Source organism: Enhygromyxa salina (assembly GCF_002994635.1).
Classification (GTDB): Bacteria; Myxococcota_A; Polyangia; order Nannocystales; family Nannocystaceae; genus Plesiocystis; species Plesiocystis salina_B.
Genome location: NZ_PVNL01000031.1, coordinates 39,192 through 56,695, shown reverse-complemented (window position 1 = coordinate 56,695; position 17,504 = coordinate 39,192). Strand labels below are relative to the sequence as shown.

At 69.8% G+C, this 17,504-nt stretch carries 11 protein-coding genes; 7 read left to right on the top strand and 4 right to left on the bottom strand.

Annotated elements, in window-relative coordinates; all coding sequences use genetic code 11:
- Positions 1 to 383: 383 nt before the first annotated feature.
- Positions 384 to 791, bottom strand: coding sequence for a hypothetical protein (locus tag ENSA7_RS06465; RefSeq protein WP_106088327.1), 408 nt, complete (start codon positions 789 to 791; stop codon positions 384 to 386).
- 257 nt (positions 792 to 1,048) lie between these two features.
- Between ENSA7_RS06465 and ENSA7_RS06460 the strand changes: the two genes are divergently transcribed.
- Positions 1,049 to 1,672, top strand: coding sequence for an RNA polymerase sigma factor (locus ENSA7_RS06460; protein ID WP_181233292.1), 624 nt, complete (start codon positions 1,049 to 1,051; stop codon positions 1,670 to 1,672).
- Positions 1,659 to 7,115: a VIT domain-containing protein gene (locus tag ENSA7_RS06455; RefSeq protein ID WP_146157406.1), complete on the top strand. Its 5,457-nt coding sequence runs from the start codon at positions 1,659 to 1,661 to the stop codon at positions 7,113 to 7,115. Before ENSA7_RS06460 ends, ENSA7_RS06455 begins: the two co-directional genes overlap by 14 nt.
- A 27-nt stretch (positions 7,116 to 7,142) precedes the next feature.
- Here the strand turns inward: ENSA7_RS06455 and ENSA7_RS06450 are convergent, their stop codons facing one another.
- Positions 7,143 to 8,399 (bottom strand): hypothetical protein, encoded by a 1,257-nt coding sequence (locus ENSA7_RS06450; RefSeq protein ID WP_146157405.1) that lies wholly within the window; start codon positions 8,397 to 8,399, stop codon positions 7,143 to 7,145.
- A 688-nt stretch (positions 8,400 to 9,087) separates the two neighbouring features.
- On the opposite strand from ENSA7_RS06450, the gene ENSA7_RS06445 reads away from it, so the two are divergent.
- The gene (locus tag ENSA7_RS06445; protein ID WP_106088323.1) at positions 9,088 to 9,411 is read left to right on the top strand and encodes an LB_289 family protein; all 324 of its coding nucleotides are present in this window, start codon (positions 9,088 to 9,090) and stop codon (positions 9,409 to 9,411) included.
- Positions 9,412 to 9,526: 115 nt separating this feature from the next.
- On the opposite strand, the gene ENSA7_RS06440 is transcribed toward ENSA7_RS06445, so the two are convergent.
- Entirely contained in the window at positions 9,527 to 11,791 is a 2,265-nt protein-coding gene (locus tag ENSA7_RS06440) for a S46 family peptidase (RefSeq protein WP_181233290.1), read from the bottom strand.
- Positions 11,792 to 11,978: 187 nt separating this feature from the next.
- Between ENSA7_RS06440 and ENSA7_RS06435 the strand changes: the two genes are divergently transcribed.
- Positions 11,979 to 13,028, top strand: coding sequence for a diacylglycerol/lipid kinase family protein (locus ENSA7_RS06435; RefSeq protein ID WP_181233288.1), 1,050 nt, complete (start codon positions 11,979 to 11,981; stop codon positions 13,026 to 13,028).
- Between the two features lie 6 nt (positions 13,029 to 13,034).
- Positions 13,035 to 13,988, top strand: coding sequence for a DUF3829 domain-containing protein (locus tag ENSA7_RS06430; RefSeq protein ID WP_106088321.1), 954 nt, complete (start codon positions 13,035 to 13,037; stop codon positions 13,986 to 13,988).
- A 10-nt stretch (positions 13,989 to 13,998) separates the two neighbouring features.
- On the opposite strand, the gene ENSA7_RS06425 is transcribed toward ENSA7_RS06430, so the two are convergent.
- Positions 13,999 to 14,472, bottom strand: a complete 474-nt coding sequence (locus ENSA7_RS06425; protein WP_106088320.1) for a hypothetical protein — start codon at positions 14,470 to 14,472, stop codon at positions 13,999 to 14,001.
- Between the two features lie 250 nt (positions 14,473 to 14,722).
- Between ENSA7_RS06425 and ENSA7_RS06420 the strand changes: the two genes are divergently transcribed.
- A complete protein-coding gene (locus ENSA7_RS06420) occupies positions 14,723 to 15,787 on the top strand; it encodes a zinc-binding dehydrogenase (RefSeq protein ID WP_244923726.1) in 1,065 nt (354 codons plus the stop codon).
- Complete coding sequence (locus ENSA7_RS06415) at positions 15,784 to 17,436, top strand: DUF8728 domain-containing protein (protein WP_106088319.1); 1,653 nt, start codon at positions 15,784 to 15,786, stop codon at positions 17,434 to 17,436. Before ENSA7_RS06420 ends, ENSA7_RS06415 begins: the two co-directional genes overlap by 4 nt.
- Positions 17,437 to 17,504: the final 68 nt, after the last annotated feature.

Sequence of the window (17,504 nt, the reverse complement as noted above, 5' to 3'; positions counted from 1 at the left end):
CGGCGCAGTATCAGACCGTGGTGAGTCAGGGCACGAGCGCCAACGCGGAGCCAGGAAAGCACATCCGCGGCTGCGACCAGCAGCGCGGAGGTCTCAGTGCTACGAAATCGCTCAGAGCACGAGTTGCGACACCACCACCCCATGGGGTCTTTTGCCTCGTTGCTCCGGCCCGATCCGCTGTTGGACTGGTTGAACTGCTTGGACTGGTCGGTACGCTACAGGCAGATCTCCAAGCGTCGTCATCGAGGTCGATTGGAGCTCCATCGAGGTCGCGGTCATTGTAAGGTAGCGCGCGCGTCAGCCTCGGGTTGATCCGCAGCGGCCGCGGGACGTGAGCCCGTCCAGCCGAGGAGCCACGGCGACCACCCCGCCTGGGCCCGCGATCAACCTGCCGCAGCTGAGGCTGCGCGCAGCTGAAGCGCCACGCGAACCAGCAGGGGCACGTGCTCCGGCTGCGCAGCGACGCTGCGGGCGGCCTGCTCGAGCCCGGCCCAGTCGAACGTGGCGACCTCCACCCCCAGATACGAGAACATCGCGACCAGCCTGAGATTGTGGCGATCGTTGGTGACCACGACCATTCGGAGCGCTCGCTCCTTGATCAAGCCGACCGTGAGCCGACGTCGGTCGGGCTCGCTGATGACCGGCCCAACCGCGAGCACCAGGGTCTTGCGGATGCCCGGCTGGTTCATGGCCGCGTACCAGCGCGGCAGGTCGCGGCCGAGATCGACGTTGGGTTCCAGGAACGCCAGCACCACATCATCGATGGTGCGGAGCCGGATGGTCTCGACCACGGAGCCATGGTGTTTGCCAGCAGGTTGTTCGTCAACCAATCACTCCAGTCCGGATCGCTGCGCGCTTTTCTCATACTATTTCGTTTCGCGGCGACACCTCGGCTCGACGAGCTGACATGTATCAGCGCGGGCAGGAATCTGACCCGCCTGCGGCGAGACAGCCGTCGTGGGGGAGCGGTCGCATCCCCCGAGCAGCCCGTCTGAGGATCACCGATGTCGCGAAGCGTCAATCAACCACTCGCTCGACAAGGGTCGACATGACCGGGGGTCGTCGCGCGGACGCGCAGCGACTGAGCCGCGCCCGCGCGGGCGATGAGTCCGCGCTCGGCGAGCTCTACGAGGCCCACGTCGACGGACTGTGGTCATTCGTGTTCTACCGAGTCGCCCGTGATCCCGCGGTGTGCGAGGACGTCGTGCAAGACACCTTCCTGCGCGCGCTCGAGCGCGGTGAAGACTTCGACCCCGCGCGCGGGTCGTTTGGCGGGTGGCTGTGCGGGCTGTCGCGCAACCTGATCCGCGCGCAGCTGCGAACGTCTGCCCGCAGCCGGGAGCTGAGTGAGACCTGGGAGCGGGTCGACGCCACGCTCGTCCAGATCTTTCAGAGCTTGGACCGCGCGCCGCTCGGCGACGAGGTCCTCGCTCGCGAAGAAACCCGCGATCTCGTGCAGATGACGATCGCGAACCTGCCCGACGACTACCGCGACGCGCTCGAGCGCAAGTACCTGCGCGGCGAGAGCATCCGCGAGTTGGCGGCCAGCTTCGCGTGCAGCGAGGCCGCGGCCAAGTCGATGTTGGCGCGGGCGCGCCGGGCCTTCCGCGACGCCTTCGCGGCGCTGGCCACTGCCTTTGGTGAACAGGAGCTTCCAGATGTCCGAGCATGAGCGACCCGACCCGCAAGACGACGCTGTCCTCGACGCCAACATCGAGCGCCTGCTCAACCAGGTGCAGCGCCGACCGGAGGTTCCGACCGAGGCGCGCGCGCGGATGCTGGCGCACCTGCGATCGGCTGGCGCCGCCCAGCCAGACCCCCAGCCAGACCCCCAGCCAGACCCCCAGAACAACCTGGGTGGCCCGATCCCGCTGACGCGGGGCGTGAAGCGGCGGCGTGTCGGCGCGGCCACGATCTTCATCTCGCTCGCGGCCGCGGTCTTGCTCGCGTGGGTCCTGGGCCTGGGCCAGCGCCTCGTCGATCACGGCGAGGCCTCGCTGATCGCCACCTACGAGAACCACGGCCTCGACGCGCGCGAGGTGATGTTGGCCGACGGAAGCCGGGCGCTGCTGCGCAGCGGCACCGAGCTGGTCGAGCTCGCGCCCCGACACCTGCGCCTGGTCGAGGGCGAGGTGCTGCTCGACGTGCGCGCGGACGTCAACCCGCTGCTCGTCGAGACGGCGCAGGGCCGCGCCTCGGTGCTGGGGACCCGCGTGTTGCTGCGCAGCGACGCGATCGAGACCCTCGCCGCGGTGTTTCACGGCCAGGCCAGCATCGAGACACTGGGCGCCGCGAGTGCGCTGGTGCTGCGCGCGGGTGACCAGGCGTTGTTGCGCAGTGAGGCCGAGCCCGCCCGGATCGCCGGACGGCGGCTGAGCTTCGAGATCGACTGGGCCCGCGAGCTGCTGACACCCGAAGCCGGGGTCGAGCCCGTGCGGCGCGGCAACCTGATCGCTCGCGTGCCCCGCTGGACCGGGCAGACCCACCGCAGCCCCGAGTGGCCGCTGCCGGTCCGCGAGCTGACCGTCGACGTGCACGTGGAGGACGGCCACGTGCGCACGACCATCGACCAGACCTTCTTCAACCACCTCGAGCGCGACCTCGAGGGCGTCTATCAATTCCCGCTGCCGCCGCGCGCCGCGATCTCGCGGCTGGCCATGTACGTGGACGGCGAGCGGATGGAGGCCGGGGTCGTGCAGCGCGAGCGCGGCCGCGACATCTACGAGCAGATCGTGCACCGCCGCCGCGATCCGGCGCTGCTCGAGTGGATGCAGGGCAACCTGTTTCAGATCCGCATCTTTCCCCTCCCCGCTCGGACCGAGAAGCGGGTGCTGCTGTCGTACACGGCGGCGCTCGACGAGCTCTACGGCGAGGGCACGCTGCGGGTGCCGATCCCCGAGCTGGATCTCCCGGTCGGCGCCGTGAACTACCGGATTCGGGTGGTCGGAGGCGCCGGGCGGGCGTTCGAGTCGCGCCATCACGCGTTCGAGCTGAGCGAGGACGGCCAGGATCTCGTCGCCCAGTTCCAGGCCAGCGATCACACGATCGGGGCCGACATCGTGGCCAACCTGGCCGCGGGCGACCCTGGGCGCGCGGCCCCGAAGATCGAGCACCACCGGTTCGAGCACGCTGATCAACGACGGCACCTGGGTCTGCGCCTGCGTCCGCAGCTGCGCTCGATCGAGCACGCTGCGCAGGCCACCGCCGCGCCCGCCCGCGACTGGGTCGTGCTGTTCGACACGTCGGCCTCGCGCGGGGCTGCGGAGCTCGAGGCCCAGCGTCGGTTCTTGCTCGCGCTGCTCGAGCACCTCGACGGCAGCGATCGGCTCAGCGTGCTCGGCTTCGACACCCGGCTGCAGTGGGCCTCGGCCGAGCTCGAGCAGGTGGCGTCGCTCGACCGCCCGGCCCTCGAGGCGTTCTTGACCCGCACGACCAGGGCGGGGCTCGGCGCCACGGATCTCAGCGCAGCGCTCGACGCCGGGCTCGCGCGCCTGGCCGCCGCGGACACCCCCGCCGATGACAAGCGCGCGCGCGTGCCCACGATCCTGTATCTCGGCGATGGGCTCGGGCAGCAGCTGTCCGTCGACTCCGAGGCCCCAGGTGTCGACTCGCTCGCGCGCCGACTCGGCGGCGCCGCCTCGTTCGTCGGGGTCAGCTTCGGCCCAGCGTACGACGAGCCCGCGCTCGCGCGACTCGCCGCGGCGGGCTCTGGTCTGCACGTCCACGTGGACGAGGGCGAGTCGGTGTCGTGGCGCGCGCTCGAGCTGCTCACGACCCTCGCGACGGCGCGCGTGCTCGATCTGCAGGCCACGCTGGTCGACGCGAGTGGCCAGGTGATCGCCGCGGACCGCACCCACGCCAGCGCCCGCGCGCTGGCCGAGGGCGAGACCCTCGAGCTGGTCTCGGAGCTGGCGGCCAACGATCCGGATCCGGTCGCGGTCGAGCTGCGCGGACGCGTGGGCGATTACGAGTGGCGCGAGCGCGTCGAGCTCCCCGCCTCGCCCGAGTCGACGGACGCCGGCTGGATCCCGCGAGCGTGGGCGCGAGCCCACGTCGCGGCGTTGACCGAGGCCGGCGTCGAGCAGCACGCCGAAGAGATCACCGAGCTGGGCCTCGCCCACTTCCTGGTCACGCCCACGACGTCGCTGTTGGTGCTCGAGAGCGAGCAGATGTATCGAGACTTCGCGGTCCACCGCCCCGCGGAGCGAGGCTGGGCCCACTACAGCGCGCCAGACAAGATCGAGGTCGTCCGCGAAGGCCGGCGCAGCGAGGCCGGTCACGGCCAGTACGTGGTCCGCACGCCTGTCCAGATGCTGGTCGACCCCGGCGCGGCGTGGTCGGGCTCCACCCCAACGGTGCCGCTGGCCAGCAGCCAGAGCTTCGGGATCGACGGCCTCGGCTTGGTCGGCACCGGACGCGGCGGCGGCGGGTTTGGGTTTGGGCTCGCTGGCGAGCGCGCGAGCGGCCTGGGACCCATGGGCTCAATCGGATTGATCGGTGAGGGCGCGGACGATCGCGCCGGCTTCGGCGGTCGCGGCACCCGGATCACGACCCGGCCCATCGACTTGAAGCGCACCGAGAGGCGCCAGCGCTCCGCGAGCTTCGTCACCCGCGGCGGTGAATCAGCGCAGTGGTCGACCGGCGCCAACTCGCAGCTGCAACGAGGTCTGAGCAGCTTCCGCGTCGACCTGGCCGACAGCCGGTTTGCGTCGACGGTGGTCACCGGGGGGCGCTCGCGCGGGCACGCGAGCCCCTGGGCCAGCAGCCAGCCGTGGCCACGGGCCCGGCACTACACCACCGACCCGCGCCTCGACGATCTGGGCGAGCTGGTCCCCGCGCTGTTCGAAGAGCCGTTCGACCTCGCCCGCGAGCAGCTGCTGCTCAGCGGTCTCGACGGCGCCCACGGCCACGTCAGCGATCCGGCCGCCGAGCTGATCGCCGCCGCGCGGCGGGCCCAGGCCAACGCGCGCTACGAGCTGCCCGAGGGCGGCACGCTCGACATCGACGCCGACGGACGGTTCGCCGTGGTCAGCGAGCGCTGGGGGTTCCTGGACGAGCGGGTGATCTACGACGGCGAGCAGCTGCGCGCCGACTACCCGGAGCTGGGGCTCTCGGTCGCGCGGGCCGTGGGACCGACCTCGCCCGCGCTGCTGGGCGAGTGGGTTCCGTGGATGATCCCCAGCGCCGAGCACCTGGCGTACTTCTATACGGTCGAGCGCAGCGGCCCGCTCGCGCTGACGCTGCGACCGATCGCCACCGGGCCAGATCTCGACGGCGCGTGGCTGGAGGTCGAGCTCGACGCTCAGCATCGGGTGATCGCGCTGCGGGTTCACGTGGGCGAGCGCGTCAGCTCGACCACCGAGTTCGAGTGGACGGACGCGGGCGTGCGGCTGCGACTCGGCGGCGACGAGCGGGTGCTCAGGCGCGTGGGCCCAGCGCAGGTGATCGCCACGGTCGCCGCCCCGCAAGCCACCGAGGTCAACCTGCCGCTGCCCAGCCCCGCCGATCTCGAGCGCGCCCTCGCCTCGCACACGCCCGGTGACGCCGCGTGGATCGAGCTTCAGCACCAGCGCCTGGCTGGCTACGCCGCGCTCGACGACGAGCGCAGCGAGCTCGCGGTGCTCGAGGCGCTGCGCGACCACGCGGGCCGGGTGCTCCCGGGCGAGCTGGTCCTGGCTGGCGCGAGCTTGCGGATCGCCGACCCCAAGCGACGCAAGGCCACGCTCGACGCCGCCGATGACGGCCCGATCCCCGCCTATGTCGCAGCCGGTGTCCTGGGCCGCAGCGGCGCCCAAGCGCTGCGCAAGCTGGCCCGCGACGAGGAGCTGCGCGGGACCCCGATCGGCTTCATGGCGAGCTATCGCGCGCTCTTGTTCGAGGCCGAGGGCCGGCCCGGCGACGCGAGCCTGCGTCAGCTCGAGGCGTTCTTGCGCGACTACCAGCACCCGACCCACGCCTATGTTGCGACCATGCAGCTGAGCAATCGCTGGTGGTCCCACTCCGCGCGCAAGACCGCCGCGTGGGTCGCGTTGGCCGCTCAGGACAATCGCTTCAAGTACATCGCCCTGCACCAGGCCGCCCTCGCCCAGTATCAAGCTGGGCACTACGACGAGGCCGGGGTCCTGTTCCAGCGCAGCTTCACCACCGCCCAGGCCGATCACGCCGTGCCGATCATCGACTCGAGCGTGCAGTGGGCGATGACCCAGGCGCTCGGCGAGGCCGGCTGGCAGCTCACGTGGACGCGGCTGCGCGAGCGCGTGATCGAGTCGGGCGATCCGCGGCTGGCGATCCAGCTGCTCAACAGCGCGCAGCAGCTCGGTCGCGTCGACGAGATCCAGCGCGTGATCGCCAGCCTCGATCCGACCCAGCTAGATCCCGGCCCCGCGCTGGCGCTGTTCGACGCGCTGGTCGCCCGCGGCCACACCAGCGAGGCTGCCGCCGTGCTGCGCAGCGTGCTCGCGCTCGAGGGCATCAACGACAGCCCCGCCGTGCTGCTGCGCGCGTCGATGCTGGCCGAGCAGCAGGGCCACCTCGACGAGGCCGCGACCCAGCTCGAGCGGGCCCTGGTCACCGTGCTCGACGAGGGCCTGAGCCTCGCCGATCTGCGCGCCGGGTTTGCTCGCCTGCTCGAGCTGCGCGGCCGCCTCGCCCAGCCCCTGAGCGCCGACGCCAGCTCGCGGCGCGCCGCGCTCGACGCCGCGCTCGCCGTCGCCGATCGCTGGCGCCTGCAGGATCCCGACAACCCCGAGATCGATCTTCAGTGCGCCCAGCTGCTGTGGTCCCTCGGCCACGACCACGACCACGATGACGAGGCGTGGCGGCACCTGTCGAGCACCCTCGACCGACACGCGGCGGAGGGCGAGGCGCTGGCCTGGGTCGCCAACGCGCTCGAGCACGGCGGGGATCTGACCCGCGCCGATCAGGTCTGGGCCCGAGCGATCGCCGTCGAGCCCACGGATCCAACCCACCGGCTGCGCCGCGCCCAGAACCTGCTCGCCACCGGTCACGACGACGCCGCCAAGGCCCAGCTCGACGCGATCCAGGCGGGCGAGTGGCAGCCCCGCTTCGCCCAGACGGTCAATCAGGCCAGCCGGCTGGCCAAGCTCATCTTGTGAGGAGGCCCGGTAAACCCGGGCCCGGGTCTACATGATCACGGGATAGTCGATGCCCATCGACGGCGTCTTGAACTGCTCGAACTGGGCGGCCTTGACCGTGTCCTCGACACAGTTTCCGAGCGGGGTGCCAGCGTGCTCACCGAGCGCCTTGACCGAGTCGACCGTGCCCGTCGAGCCCTGGATCGAGACGTGAATCTTGACCGAGGTCCCCGACGGTCCGTTGTGCTTGAGCCCGCAGACCTTGGCCTTCGCCTTGATCTTGTTGAAGCCCTGCCGCAGCTGCGCGGCGCTGAGCTTCTCGGGCAGCTTGGGCGCGAGCACCTCTTCGTTCTTGGGCTTCGGGGCCGAGCCGCCCTGACACTTGGCGAGGTCGGGGTTGAGCAGGCAGTCGACGTCTTCCTCGCTGACCTTGCCGCCCTTGGGCTTGGGCTCGGGCAGCGGATCGATGTCGGGCTCTGGATCGGGATCGGGATCGGGGGTGGGGTCGGACGCGACTGGGGTCGGCTTGGGGCTGCTCTTGCCCTGATCCCACTTGCCGACCTTGGCGACCCCGTTGGTGCCGTCGCTCTCGAGCAGGCCCTCGCGCATGCCCATGGGATCGTCGCCGTCCGCGAGCAGGCCGAGGCCCTCGGTCTCGCCCTCGAGCACCAAGCCCTCGGTCTCGCCTTCGAGCTCGGGCTCCGGCGCCGGCTCTGGCTCGACCGCGCCCGCCCCGGCAGAAGCGTTTGCCTGCTCGGCCGCGGGATCCGGCTCGGCCTTGCCGACGGCGGCGTCGCCCTCGGTCGCCGGGAGCTCGGCCTTGGCCTGGGGCTGCTCCGTCTCGCGGTTCTGGTTCATCAGCACGATCCCACCACCGACCAGACCCAGCCCGAGCAACAGGGCGACGAACACCAGCGGGCTTCGCTTGGACTCGGCCGGCTTGGCCGCCGCGACCCCGGGGGTCGCCGACGCGACGCTGGGCTCGGACACCGCCCCGAGCGACGAGGCAGAACTCCCCACCAGGGGATCGGTCGCCGGACCAAACCCGGCGCCCAGTCCCCCGGCGAAGCTTCCGAACAGCTCGTCGTCGTCTTGGACGCCCGCGCTGGGCTCGTCATCGCCAGCCGTGAACAAGATCAGGCCCGAGTCGCCGGGGCTCATGTCCGATTCATCGATGTCGCCGTCGTCGGACTCTTTGATCTTGGCCGCGACGGCCATGATGTCCATCAGGCCAGAGTCCTCCTTCTCGACCTCGACGTCGCTGCTGGGAAACAGGCTTGACTCGTTGCTCGATTCGTTGGCCATGAAGTTCACTCGTCGTGAGTTCGCACGCGACCGCGCGGCTAATCTTCTCATGCCCCACCCTCAGACTGCTCGAAAGTGCGGCACCAAGACCCTACCCGGCAATGGTCCAGCAATCCAGACAGTAGCGCTCGCGCTACTGGTCACAGAGCGAGCCGCGGCGGCAGGCACGGACGTGCGAGTCATCACAGACGCTGGAGCTCCGACGTAGGTCGTACATGTCGCTGACGGTCGGGTTTGGGTTCGGTCGCTGCGCGCCGTGAGGCTATTTGTGCGCGCGCAGCATCATTGGCCCCAGGGAGGGGCGGCAAACAACCGTGATTCGAGGTCGCCACAATGGGTCTGCGACCAGGCATGGATCTCCCACCGCCCGATGCGACTTTGCTCGCAGTTCAAAACCCGGATCGACTCCCGTGGTCCACGGGTTCGGCTCGAGGCGTGGGCCGCGGTGCGTGCAGCTAGCCATCGCGGCCACTGACTGGCTGACCGGCCGCCACGGTGTCTGCGCGTGGTGCTGGACAGACACGCCGGTTGCCCTTAAACACTGCCTCGCAGCGCCCGCGTCGTCGACTCTCAGGTCAAGACGCTGGCGCAAGCGCCCCGGGATGGCCGCGGGCTGTCGTTGCACTCGCAGCAGCCAGCGCCGCTTCACCGCGAGCGCCCACAACAACCCCCAGCGAGGAGAATTCCCATGAAACGCACCGATCAAGAACGAATTGCCCGCGAGATCGGCCGCACGCAGAAGAAAGAAGCGATCCGCGAACGCCGGATCAACGACAAGACCGATGGCTCCGTCGGCGGCTACGCGAAGGCGCTCGAAGACGTGTTCATGTGGGACGACGAGGCCATCTACAACGTGGGTGATGACTCCGTCCTCGAGATCCTGATGGACATGAAAGAAGCGCTCACCGACAAGGACTGCGAGGCCGCGCTCAAGCGCGCGATCAAGCGGACCAAGGTCAAAGATCGCGACACGGCCTTCGAAGAGGCCATGGTCGTCCTGTCAGACGCATGAGCGTCCTGCGACCACCAACAAGAGGCCCGCGCTACCCAGCGCGGGCCTTTTGAATTGGGGTCGTCAATTGGGGTCGTCCCCGAGCTGGGGGCTTCTAGGTTGATACCCGCCGGGCTCAGATCGAGCCCGTGACGCCCATCTCGGCGAGCAGGTGGTCGGCGCCATCGACCGCGTCCATCACCCACAGCACCGAGCGAATGTCGACGTGGATCGAGCGGGTGATCTCCGGCATGAACACCCAGTCCGAGGCCATGGCTTCGTAGTTGCCGTCGAACACCAGCCCGATCAGCTCACCGCGGGCGTTGAGCGTGGGCGAGCCCGAGTTGCCCCCCGTGATGTCGAGATCGGCGAGGAAGTCGATCGGCAGTTCGTCGAGCTCGGGGTCGACGTAGGGCCCAAAGTTGCCGGCCTCGATCGCCGTGCGGGCGCGCTCGGGCAGATCGAAGGGCTCCTCCCCGGTGTGCTTGGCCAGCATCTGGCTGACCGTGGTGAACGGGGTGTAGTCGTTGCCCCCGGAGCTGTAGCCGCGCACGGTCCCGTAGGTGATCCGCAGGGTCGAGTTGGCGTCGGGCGCCAAGATCTCGCCGTTGCTGGCCGCGAACTCGCGCAGCGCGGCGATGTAGCGCGGACGCAGCACGGCGAGCTTGCCGGCCCGCTCGGCCTGCAGCTTGTCGTCGGCCTCGATCAACGGCGCGAGCGCGATCGCCAGGACGATGAAGGGATCCTTGCTGCGCTCGAGCTGCCCGAGCTTGGCGGACTCGTACAGCTCGAGCACCTTCTTGGGATCCTCGAGCTTGGTCTTGGCGTAGAGCTTGTCGATCGCCTTGGTGATCGTCGCGGCGTCGAGCACGTCAGCGGCGACGAACAACTTCAGGGCCGCGGGCCGCTGCGCGGCCGGGAGCGCCGCGGCGCGGGTCAGGTTGAGCTGCACGACCGCGCGATCGATCTCGCGGGCGTAGCCGTTTTGTTCCTCCTCGAGATCGATCTTGGCCTCGGCGAGATCCTCGGCCGAGGGCCCCTCCCCCTTCTCACGCTGCTTGGCGGCGGCGAGGATCATCTGCGCGCGGGCGAGCAGCGACGAGGTCCGCTGCAGCTCGGCGAACGAAGCGTCGGTCTCGCGGGTGGCCTTGGCGCCCTCGTCGAGCGCCGCGAGCTCGGCGAGCACGCCGCCGTAGGCCGCCTTGCGCTGGGCGTCGGCGTCGATCCACATCTGCAGCTCGGCCTCCTGGGCCTTGCGGGTCTCCGCCAGCCCGCCCTTGCCGAGCCCGTCCAGCATGCCCTTGGCGTTGGTCAGGCCGTTCGACAGACCCCGCACGCGCGGGTTGGCCTTGATCGCCAGGGTCGGGTCGTCGCCCACCGCGGCCTCGAGCGCCGCGAGGTACTGCTCATAGCGAGCGATCCGGTGCGGGTAGGCCCAGGTCGTGGCGTCCTCGACCTCGGCGGCGGTCTTGAGCCGCGAGGTCCGCCCGGGGTAGCCCGCGACCATCACGAAGTCGCCCTCGTCGAGATCGCCGGTCGCGACCTTCAAGAAGTGCTTGGGCTTGTACGGCACGTTGTCCGCGGCGTGGTCAGCCGGCTTGCCGTCGGGTCCGACATAGGCCCGGTAGAACGAGTAGTCCCCGGTGTGACGGGGCCAGCGCCAGTTGTCGATCTCGCCGCCGAACACCCCGATCCCGGCGTCGGGCGCGTGGACCAGGCGGATGTCTCGCAGCGCCAGCTGCTCGATCTGAAAGAACTGCGCGCCCTCGAAGTACGACGCCACGTGACAGCTCACGTCCTGCTTGGCGGCCTCGCAGGCCTTGGCCAGGTTGCGGCGGCGGGACTGCATCTCGTCCCAGCGCGCCTCGGGATCCTCGATCTCGTCGAGCCCGGTGAGCACTTGGTCGGTCACGTCGGTGAACGAGGAGGTCACGAACACCCGCTGGTTGGGCCCGGCCCAGCGCTCCTGCTCGCGGGTCATGGCCAAGAACCCGTCCTCGATCAGGTTCTCGTCCTTGCTGCTGTTGCGGGCGAGCGCCCCGATCACGCAGTGGTGGTTGGTGATGATCAGCCCGTCGGGGCTGACGAATGACGCCGAGCACCCGCCCAGGCTGACGATCGCCCCGAGCGGAAATTCGGTCGGCTGGGTCAGCGCCGCCGGATCGTACTCGAGCCCGAGTGACTCGAGGATCTCCGCGTGACCACCGGTCGCGAGCTGCCCCGGCATCCACATCCCGCCGGGGTTGGCGAAGCCGACCTCGTCGTCTGCGCCCGCGTCAGCTGGCAAGACCGGGGTGTCGGTGGGCGGCGTGACGTCGGGCTTGTTGCAGGCCCAGCCAACCGAGACGCTGCCAAGCAACAACGAGAACGAGACGAGATGCAGACGCGGAGACGGGGCCATGGGGGAGAGGGTTATCAGATCTCGCCGCGCTCGGGGACCGGTTGGTCCGCGGCGTTCTGGTTTGGCCCTGAACAGCCGACGGGCGCCTGGCTCGGCGAGGCCCCTGCCACGACCGCGGGGCGCCGGAACGCCTTGGACGCCAGTTTGCCTGCTATCCTCTGCGCTTCGAGCGTTCCAGCTCCAGCTCATGAGTGCGCGAATTTCCATCTTGGTCGCCAACCCGACCGCCCGCACGGGCAAGGCCGAGCGCGCGATCAGTCGCGCGATGGAGGGTCTGGCCAGCGCCGGTCTCGAACCAGAATTTTTCGCGACGCTGCCCGAGGGCAAGACCGTCGCCGGCCTCGCTGATCGGATCGAGCGCGAAGACGTCGCGCGGGTCGTGTATCTCGGCGGCGACGGGACCTTCGCCGAGTCCGCCAAGGGCATCATCTTGGCCCGCGAGCGCTCGGGCGTCGACGTGCCCCTCGCCATGCTCCCGATGGGCACCGCCAACGATCAGGGCCGCTCGTTCGGCATCAGCGCCGGGCCCCGGGCGCTCGAGCAGAACATCAAGACGATCGCTGGCGGCTGCGAGCAGTGGATGGACGTCGGCCGGATCGAGGCGATCGACGATGACGGCGAGGTCATCCGCTCGGATCTGTGGTTCGACAACTGCGGGTTCGGGCTGTCGGCCCGGATCCTGGCCCAGCGCAACCGCGACCGCGAGCTGGTCGCCAAGGTCCCGCTCGTCAAGCAGCTGTATCGCGACAAGCTCGTCTACGCGGGCGCCGCGGTCAGCCAGATGGTCAAGTCCGTCGTGGGTGGCCCGACCGGCTCGCTGTTCTCGTGCGAGGTCACCGTCGACGGCGAGGTCCTCGAGTGGGTCGGGCTCACCGATCTGGTCGTCAACGGCACGATCCTCTACGGCGGCGAGTGGATCTTCGTCGAGGACTCGCGCGCCGACGACGGCAAGTTCGAGGTCTTGCCGTTCCGCAGCCACGCCGACTGGGTCATGTCTGCGATCTCTCGGCACAAGAAGAACCCGGTGACCAACGACGATCTCGAGGTCGTCGGGCTCAGCGGTCGGGAGTTTCGCCGGGGTCAGTCGATCGAGCTGCGGATGTTCCGGCCCAACTTTGGGCCCGAGATCCCCTCGCAGATCGACGGCGAGGAATTCGTGAGCGCGCAGCACTACCGGGTCGAGAACCTGTTCCACCACCTTCGGATCATCGTCCCCGAGGACCCGCACTGGATCTAGGAGCCCGTGGGCGGGGTCAACAACTCGAAGCTGAGCGCGGTGGGGCTGGTGGTCGCGCTGGCGGGCTGCCACCTGTTCGAGATCACGCAGGAGGAGCAGCCGGCCGACCAGGCCGTCGAGGTCGATCCGGCTGACTACGCCGAGCGGGTCGACGCCAAGCTGCGGGGGTTCTCGGTCTGCCGGGACGTCGTGGCCTCGGTCATGATCGAGAGCTGGGATCGCTACACCGATCAGGTCAGCGACGAGGGCAAGCCCAAGCGCAAGCGCGAGGGCGTGTACCTGCGGGGGATCGACGCCAACACGTTCCGCTCGTGCCTGCGGGTGATCGAGGCCGCCAAGTCGCCGCCCACGATGCCGCTGATCGAGCAGCGCACCGTCGACATCGTCGGCCACGCGAGCGGCTACGCCGAGCTGACCCGCGAGCTCGAGCGCTACATCCACGACGAGCGCTGGCGCGACGATGACTGGGCCCGACTGACCGAGCTCGACCCGCAGCTGCGGGTCAACCACCAGGCCTGGCTCGACGCGGATCGAGAGCTGCAGCAGGCGATCGATCTGCGCCACGTCGAGAACGATCGGATCTTGCTCGGCGTGCTCGAGCTTCGCCGAACGCCGCTCGAGGTCGCGGCCCGCAGCGTCATGATCCACGTCCGCCCCATGGTCCGCTGCATGACCGACGAGACCACGCCGAGCGTCGAGCAGTGCGCGCCGCTGCACGCCAAGTTTGACGCTGCGGCCGCGGAGTTCGCGAAGATCTACCAGCGCGACCGCGAGTCCGCGAACAAGGTGTTTTGGATGGAGACCTTCGCCAACGACGTCGAGGAGTATGACGCGCTGGTCGACGAGTTTCAGCGCAAGGCCGGGCAGCGCAAGCCCAAGCTCAGCGAGGTGCAGGCCCTGGTCGACGGATACTCGTCGCTGGTCCGCGACGCCGAGACGCTGCAGTTCGACTTTCCGTAGACGTCGGGTTTCAGCGCTCGCCTGGGAGATCTGGGGGCGGCTCGGACCACGCCTGCGGGGCCGCGAGCTCGGGTTGATCGGCCGGGGTCTGCTCGCCCCAGTCTTCGCCCCAGTCGTCGGGCTCGGGCTCGCTCCAGTCGTCGCCGTCGCCGTCGCCATCGCCGTCGCCGTCGCCGAGCGACTCGAGCGTGCACATGGTGACCGCCAGGCACGCGACCCCGGCCTCGGCGAGCGCGTCGGCGCTCTCGGCCCGGCGCTCGCTCGCGTAGGCTGCCTCGTCCAGGCAGTCGTCGTACTCGGCCTCGCAGGTCCACAGGCAGGTATTGAAGTCATCTGCGCTGCAGGCCTCGACGCACTCGACGTGCCATTGTGTGCACTCGTCAACGGTCGGTCCGGCGCCTCCGCAGCCGGTCCCGAACGCGAGGGTCCCGGTGATCGCTAGCGCCCGGGTGAGCGGGGATGCAATTAGCAACAGCAGCGGCACCGCCCACGGGCTACGTGTGAGGCGGTTGCGACACAGACTTCGAGGGGCGTGGTTTGATCGCAACGGCATGCGTGCTCCAACGGGGGCCTGGCACAGAAATAGGCGGCAGGCGGCGCTCGGTGCCCGAACAGTGCAAGCCAGCGGCCAAGTTGCTGGATGCGCCTGATCGCGCGTGTGGTTGCCAGACCGAGGATTCTGCCCGAGCCGACAATCCAGGTCCGGACCATAAAGTGGTATGCCGACCGGGCGCATGACCGACACGATCACGGCGATCATCCTCGAGCGACACGGCGGCCCCGAGGTCCTGAAGGTGGCCCAGCGGCCCGCGCCGCGGGCACGACCCGGTCACGTGGTCGTGCAGATCCACGCCTGCGCGGTCAACCGGCTCGACATCTGGGTTCGCGGCGGCCTGCCCAACCTGCGGCTCGACTACCCGCACGTGCTCGGCAGCGACATCGCGGGGGTCGTGCGCGAGGTCGGCGAGGGCGTCGACGCGGCGCTCGTCGGGACCGAGGTCGTGGTCAATCCCGGGCGCTCGTGTGGCCGCTGCGAGGCCTGCCTGAGCGGCTGGGACAACCTGTGCCCGGACTACCACATCCTCGGTGAGAGCTGCGCGGGCGGCTACTGTGAGCAGCTCGAGGTCCCGGCCGTCAACTTGGTGCCCAAGCCCGCGCGACTGACGATGGTCGAGGCCGCCGCGTTCCCGCTGACGTTCCTGACCGCCTGGCAGATGTTGGTGGTGCGCGGGCGCATCGAGCCCGGCGAGACCGTGTTGCTGCACGCAGCCGGCAGCGGGGTCGGCTCGGCGGGGCTGCAGATCGCCAAGCTCCACGGCGCCCGCGTGATCGCGCTGGCCAGCACCGACGCCAAGCTCGACAAGGCCCGAGAGCTGGGCGCCGACGCGTGCGTACGCAGCAGCGACGACGACTGGCCCAAGCAGGTTCGGGCCCTGGCCGGGGTTGGCCGCAAAGGCGTGGATCTGGTGTTCGAGCACGTCGGCCAGGCCACGTGGGAGCACAGCATCAAGCTGTGCCGCCGCGGTGGACGGGTGGTGACCTGCGGGGCCTCGTCGGGCTGGGACGCCCGCACGGATCTGCGCCACGTGTTCTTTCGCCAGATCCAGATCCTTGGCTCGACGATGGGATCGAAGGCCAGCATGTTTCGGATCGCGGAGCTGATCGACGCGGGCGAGCTGTCGCCGGTCGTCGACAAGGTGTTTCCACTGGCCGAGGCCGCGCAGGCGCATCGCTACCTCGATCGCCGCGAGCAATTTGGAAAGGTCGTGCTCGACATCGCGGGTGTTGCAGCGCAATGAGTGAGTCAGGCGAGCGGCCGAAGCCGGACGTGGACGAGGCCGGGCCGATCCCCCGGCGCGAGCTGTGGGCGCCGCGGATCAGCGTCGTGATCGCGCTGGCGTTGGCGATCGCGTATGCATTCATGGGCGCGGGCGTCCACGAGTTTTGCCTCGACGACGCGTGGATCCACCTCAGCTACGCCAAGAGCCTGCGGCTCGGCGATGGTCTGTCGTACAACCCCGGCGACTACCCCGGCGGCTGGGAGACCGGGTTCTCGAGCCCGCTGTGGGTCGCCCTATTGGCCGCGTGGCCGACCGATCCCGACCCTGTCGTACCCGTCAAGCTGCTCGGGGCGCTGCTGCACGCCGCGACCGCGGGGCTCGCCAGCATGATCGCGCTGGAGCTGGCCAGCGCGCGCGCGAGCATTGAGCGACCGATCCCCGTGATGTCGACCGCGCTGCTGGCTGGGATCTTGTGTGCGACCTCGCCAACGCTGCTGCAGGGGGCCAGCTCCGGCATGGAGGTCCCCCTGACGACCTGCCTGGTGCTCGCGTGCCTGCGCGCGTGCCTGCGCGAGCAGTGGCTGCTGGCGGGCGTGACGGGCTTCGCCGCCGAGCTCGCGCGGCCCGAGGTGCTGGGCTGTCTGGTCGGGTTTGTCGCGGTCGCGGGGCTGGTCGAGCTGAGCAGGCGGCCGCGCACGTGGGCGGGCGTGCGGGCGTCGCTGCGCTGGACCACGCCCGCGCTCGGGGCTGCGCTGGGGCTCGGGGCGTGGGTGCTGTACTGCCAGCTGGTCAGCGGCTGGGCGTGGCCGAACACCGCGTACGTGAAGATCGGAGGCGCGCAGACCGGAGGGCTCGGCGAGGGGCTCGCGTATCTGTCGGCGCAGGTGCTGCCGTGGCAGCCGTGGTTTGCGGGCGTCGGTGGGCTGGCGTTGATCGCTGCCGCGCTGTGGACGGATCTGTCGGGCAAGGGCGTGCTCGAGCCGCGGACCCACGCGCCCGCGCAGCCGACCACGCGGCGCTGGCAGCTGCTCGCGCTGGTGGTTGCGTATGTGGTGGGCATGGTTGGCACGGCCGTGAGTCGTCCGCTCAATCCCGACGTGCTGTTCTTCGAGGCCCGGTACTTTGCGATCTTCGCGGCCATCCCCCCTATCGTGATTGCGCTGGGGTTAACCAGGACGCATCGGGTGCTCTCGCTGGTGTTGGTGCTACCGATCGCGCTGCTCACTGGGCTGCAGATCCCCGCCGCGCAGACGCTGCAGCGGGCCCAAGAGCGGGGGATCGTGCTGTTGCACGGGGATCCTGCTCGACACGCCAGCGCGACGCTGCCCGACGACGCGGTGATCGCCGTCGAGGGTGCCGGGTCGATGCGCTATCGGACCCCGCGGACCATGACGATCGTCGACGCGCTCGGGCTCAACGACGCCGAGATCGCCCACGCCGAGTCCGACTCGGCCAAGGCCTGCGTGTTGGTTCGGCGCCAGCCGGAGTATCTGGTAATGCCCGAGCAGATCGCGGCCGCGCTCGCGAAGGTGTTCGAGCTGCGGGTGATCACGGAATTCGTCGACCCCGCGTACGCCCAGGTCGCCGAGCCTCACGAGGTCCGCGTGCTGTTGCTCGAGGTCGTCGCGGTCCGACCCCGCTGGGCCGAGCGCTGCGCGAACCAATGAGCACAAGCGCCATCCCGCGGGTGGGCTGCTCGAAATTCGGCCATTCAAACCAAGCGGCTAGACCACTC

Bases quoted from the DNA above. Each gene is read 5' to 3' on its own strand.
- ENSA7_RS06460 (WP_181233292.1), top strand. From the start codon at position 1,049: ATGACCGGGGGTCGTCGCGCGGACGCGCAGCGACTGAGCCGCGCCCGC.
- ENSA7_RS06455 (WP_146157406.1), top strand. From the start codon at position 1,659: ATGTCCGAGCATGAGCGACCCGACCCGCAAGACGACGCTGTCCTCGAC.
- ENSA7_RS06450 (WP_146157405.1), bottom strand. From the start codon at position 8,399: ATGGCCAACGAATCGAGCAACGAGTCAAGCCTGTTTCCCAGCAGCGAC.
- ENSA7_RS06445 (WP_106088323.1), top strand. From the start codon at position 9,088: ATGAAACGCACCGATCAAGAACGAATTGCCCGCGAGATCGGCCGCACG.
- ENSA7_RS06440 (WP_181233290.1), bottom strand. From the start codon at position 11,791: ATGGCCCCGTCTCCGCGTCTGCATCTCGTCTCGTTCTCGTTGTTGCTT.
- ENSA7_RS06435 (WP_181233288.1), top strand. From the start codon at position 11,979: ATGAGTGCGCGAATTTCCATCTTGGTCGCCAACCCGACCGCCCGCACG.
- ENSA7_RS06420 (WP_244923726.1), top strand. From the start codon at position 14,723: ATGACCGACACGATCACGGCGATCATCCTCGAGCGACACGGCGGCCCC.
- ENSA7_RS06415 (WP_106088319.1), top strand. From the start codon at position 15,784: ATGAGTGAGTCAGGCGAGCGGCCGAAGCCGGACGTGGACGAGGCCGGG.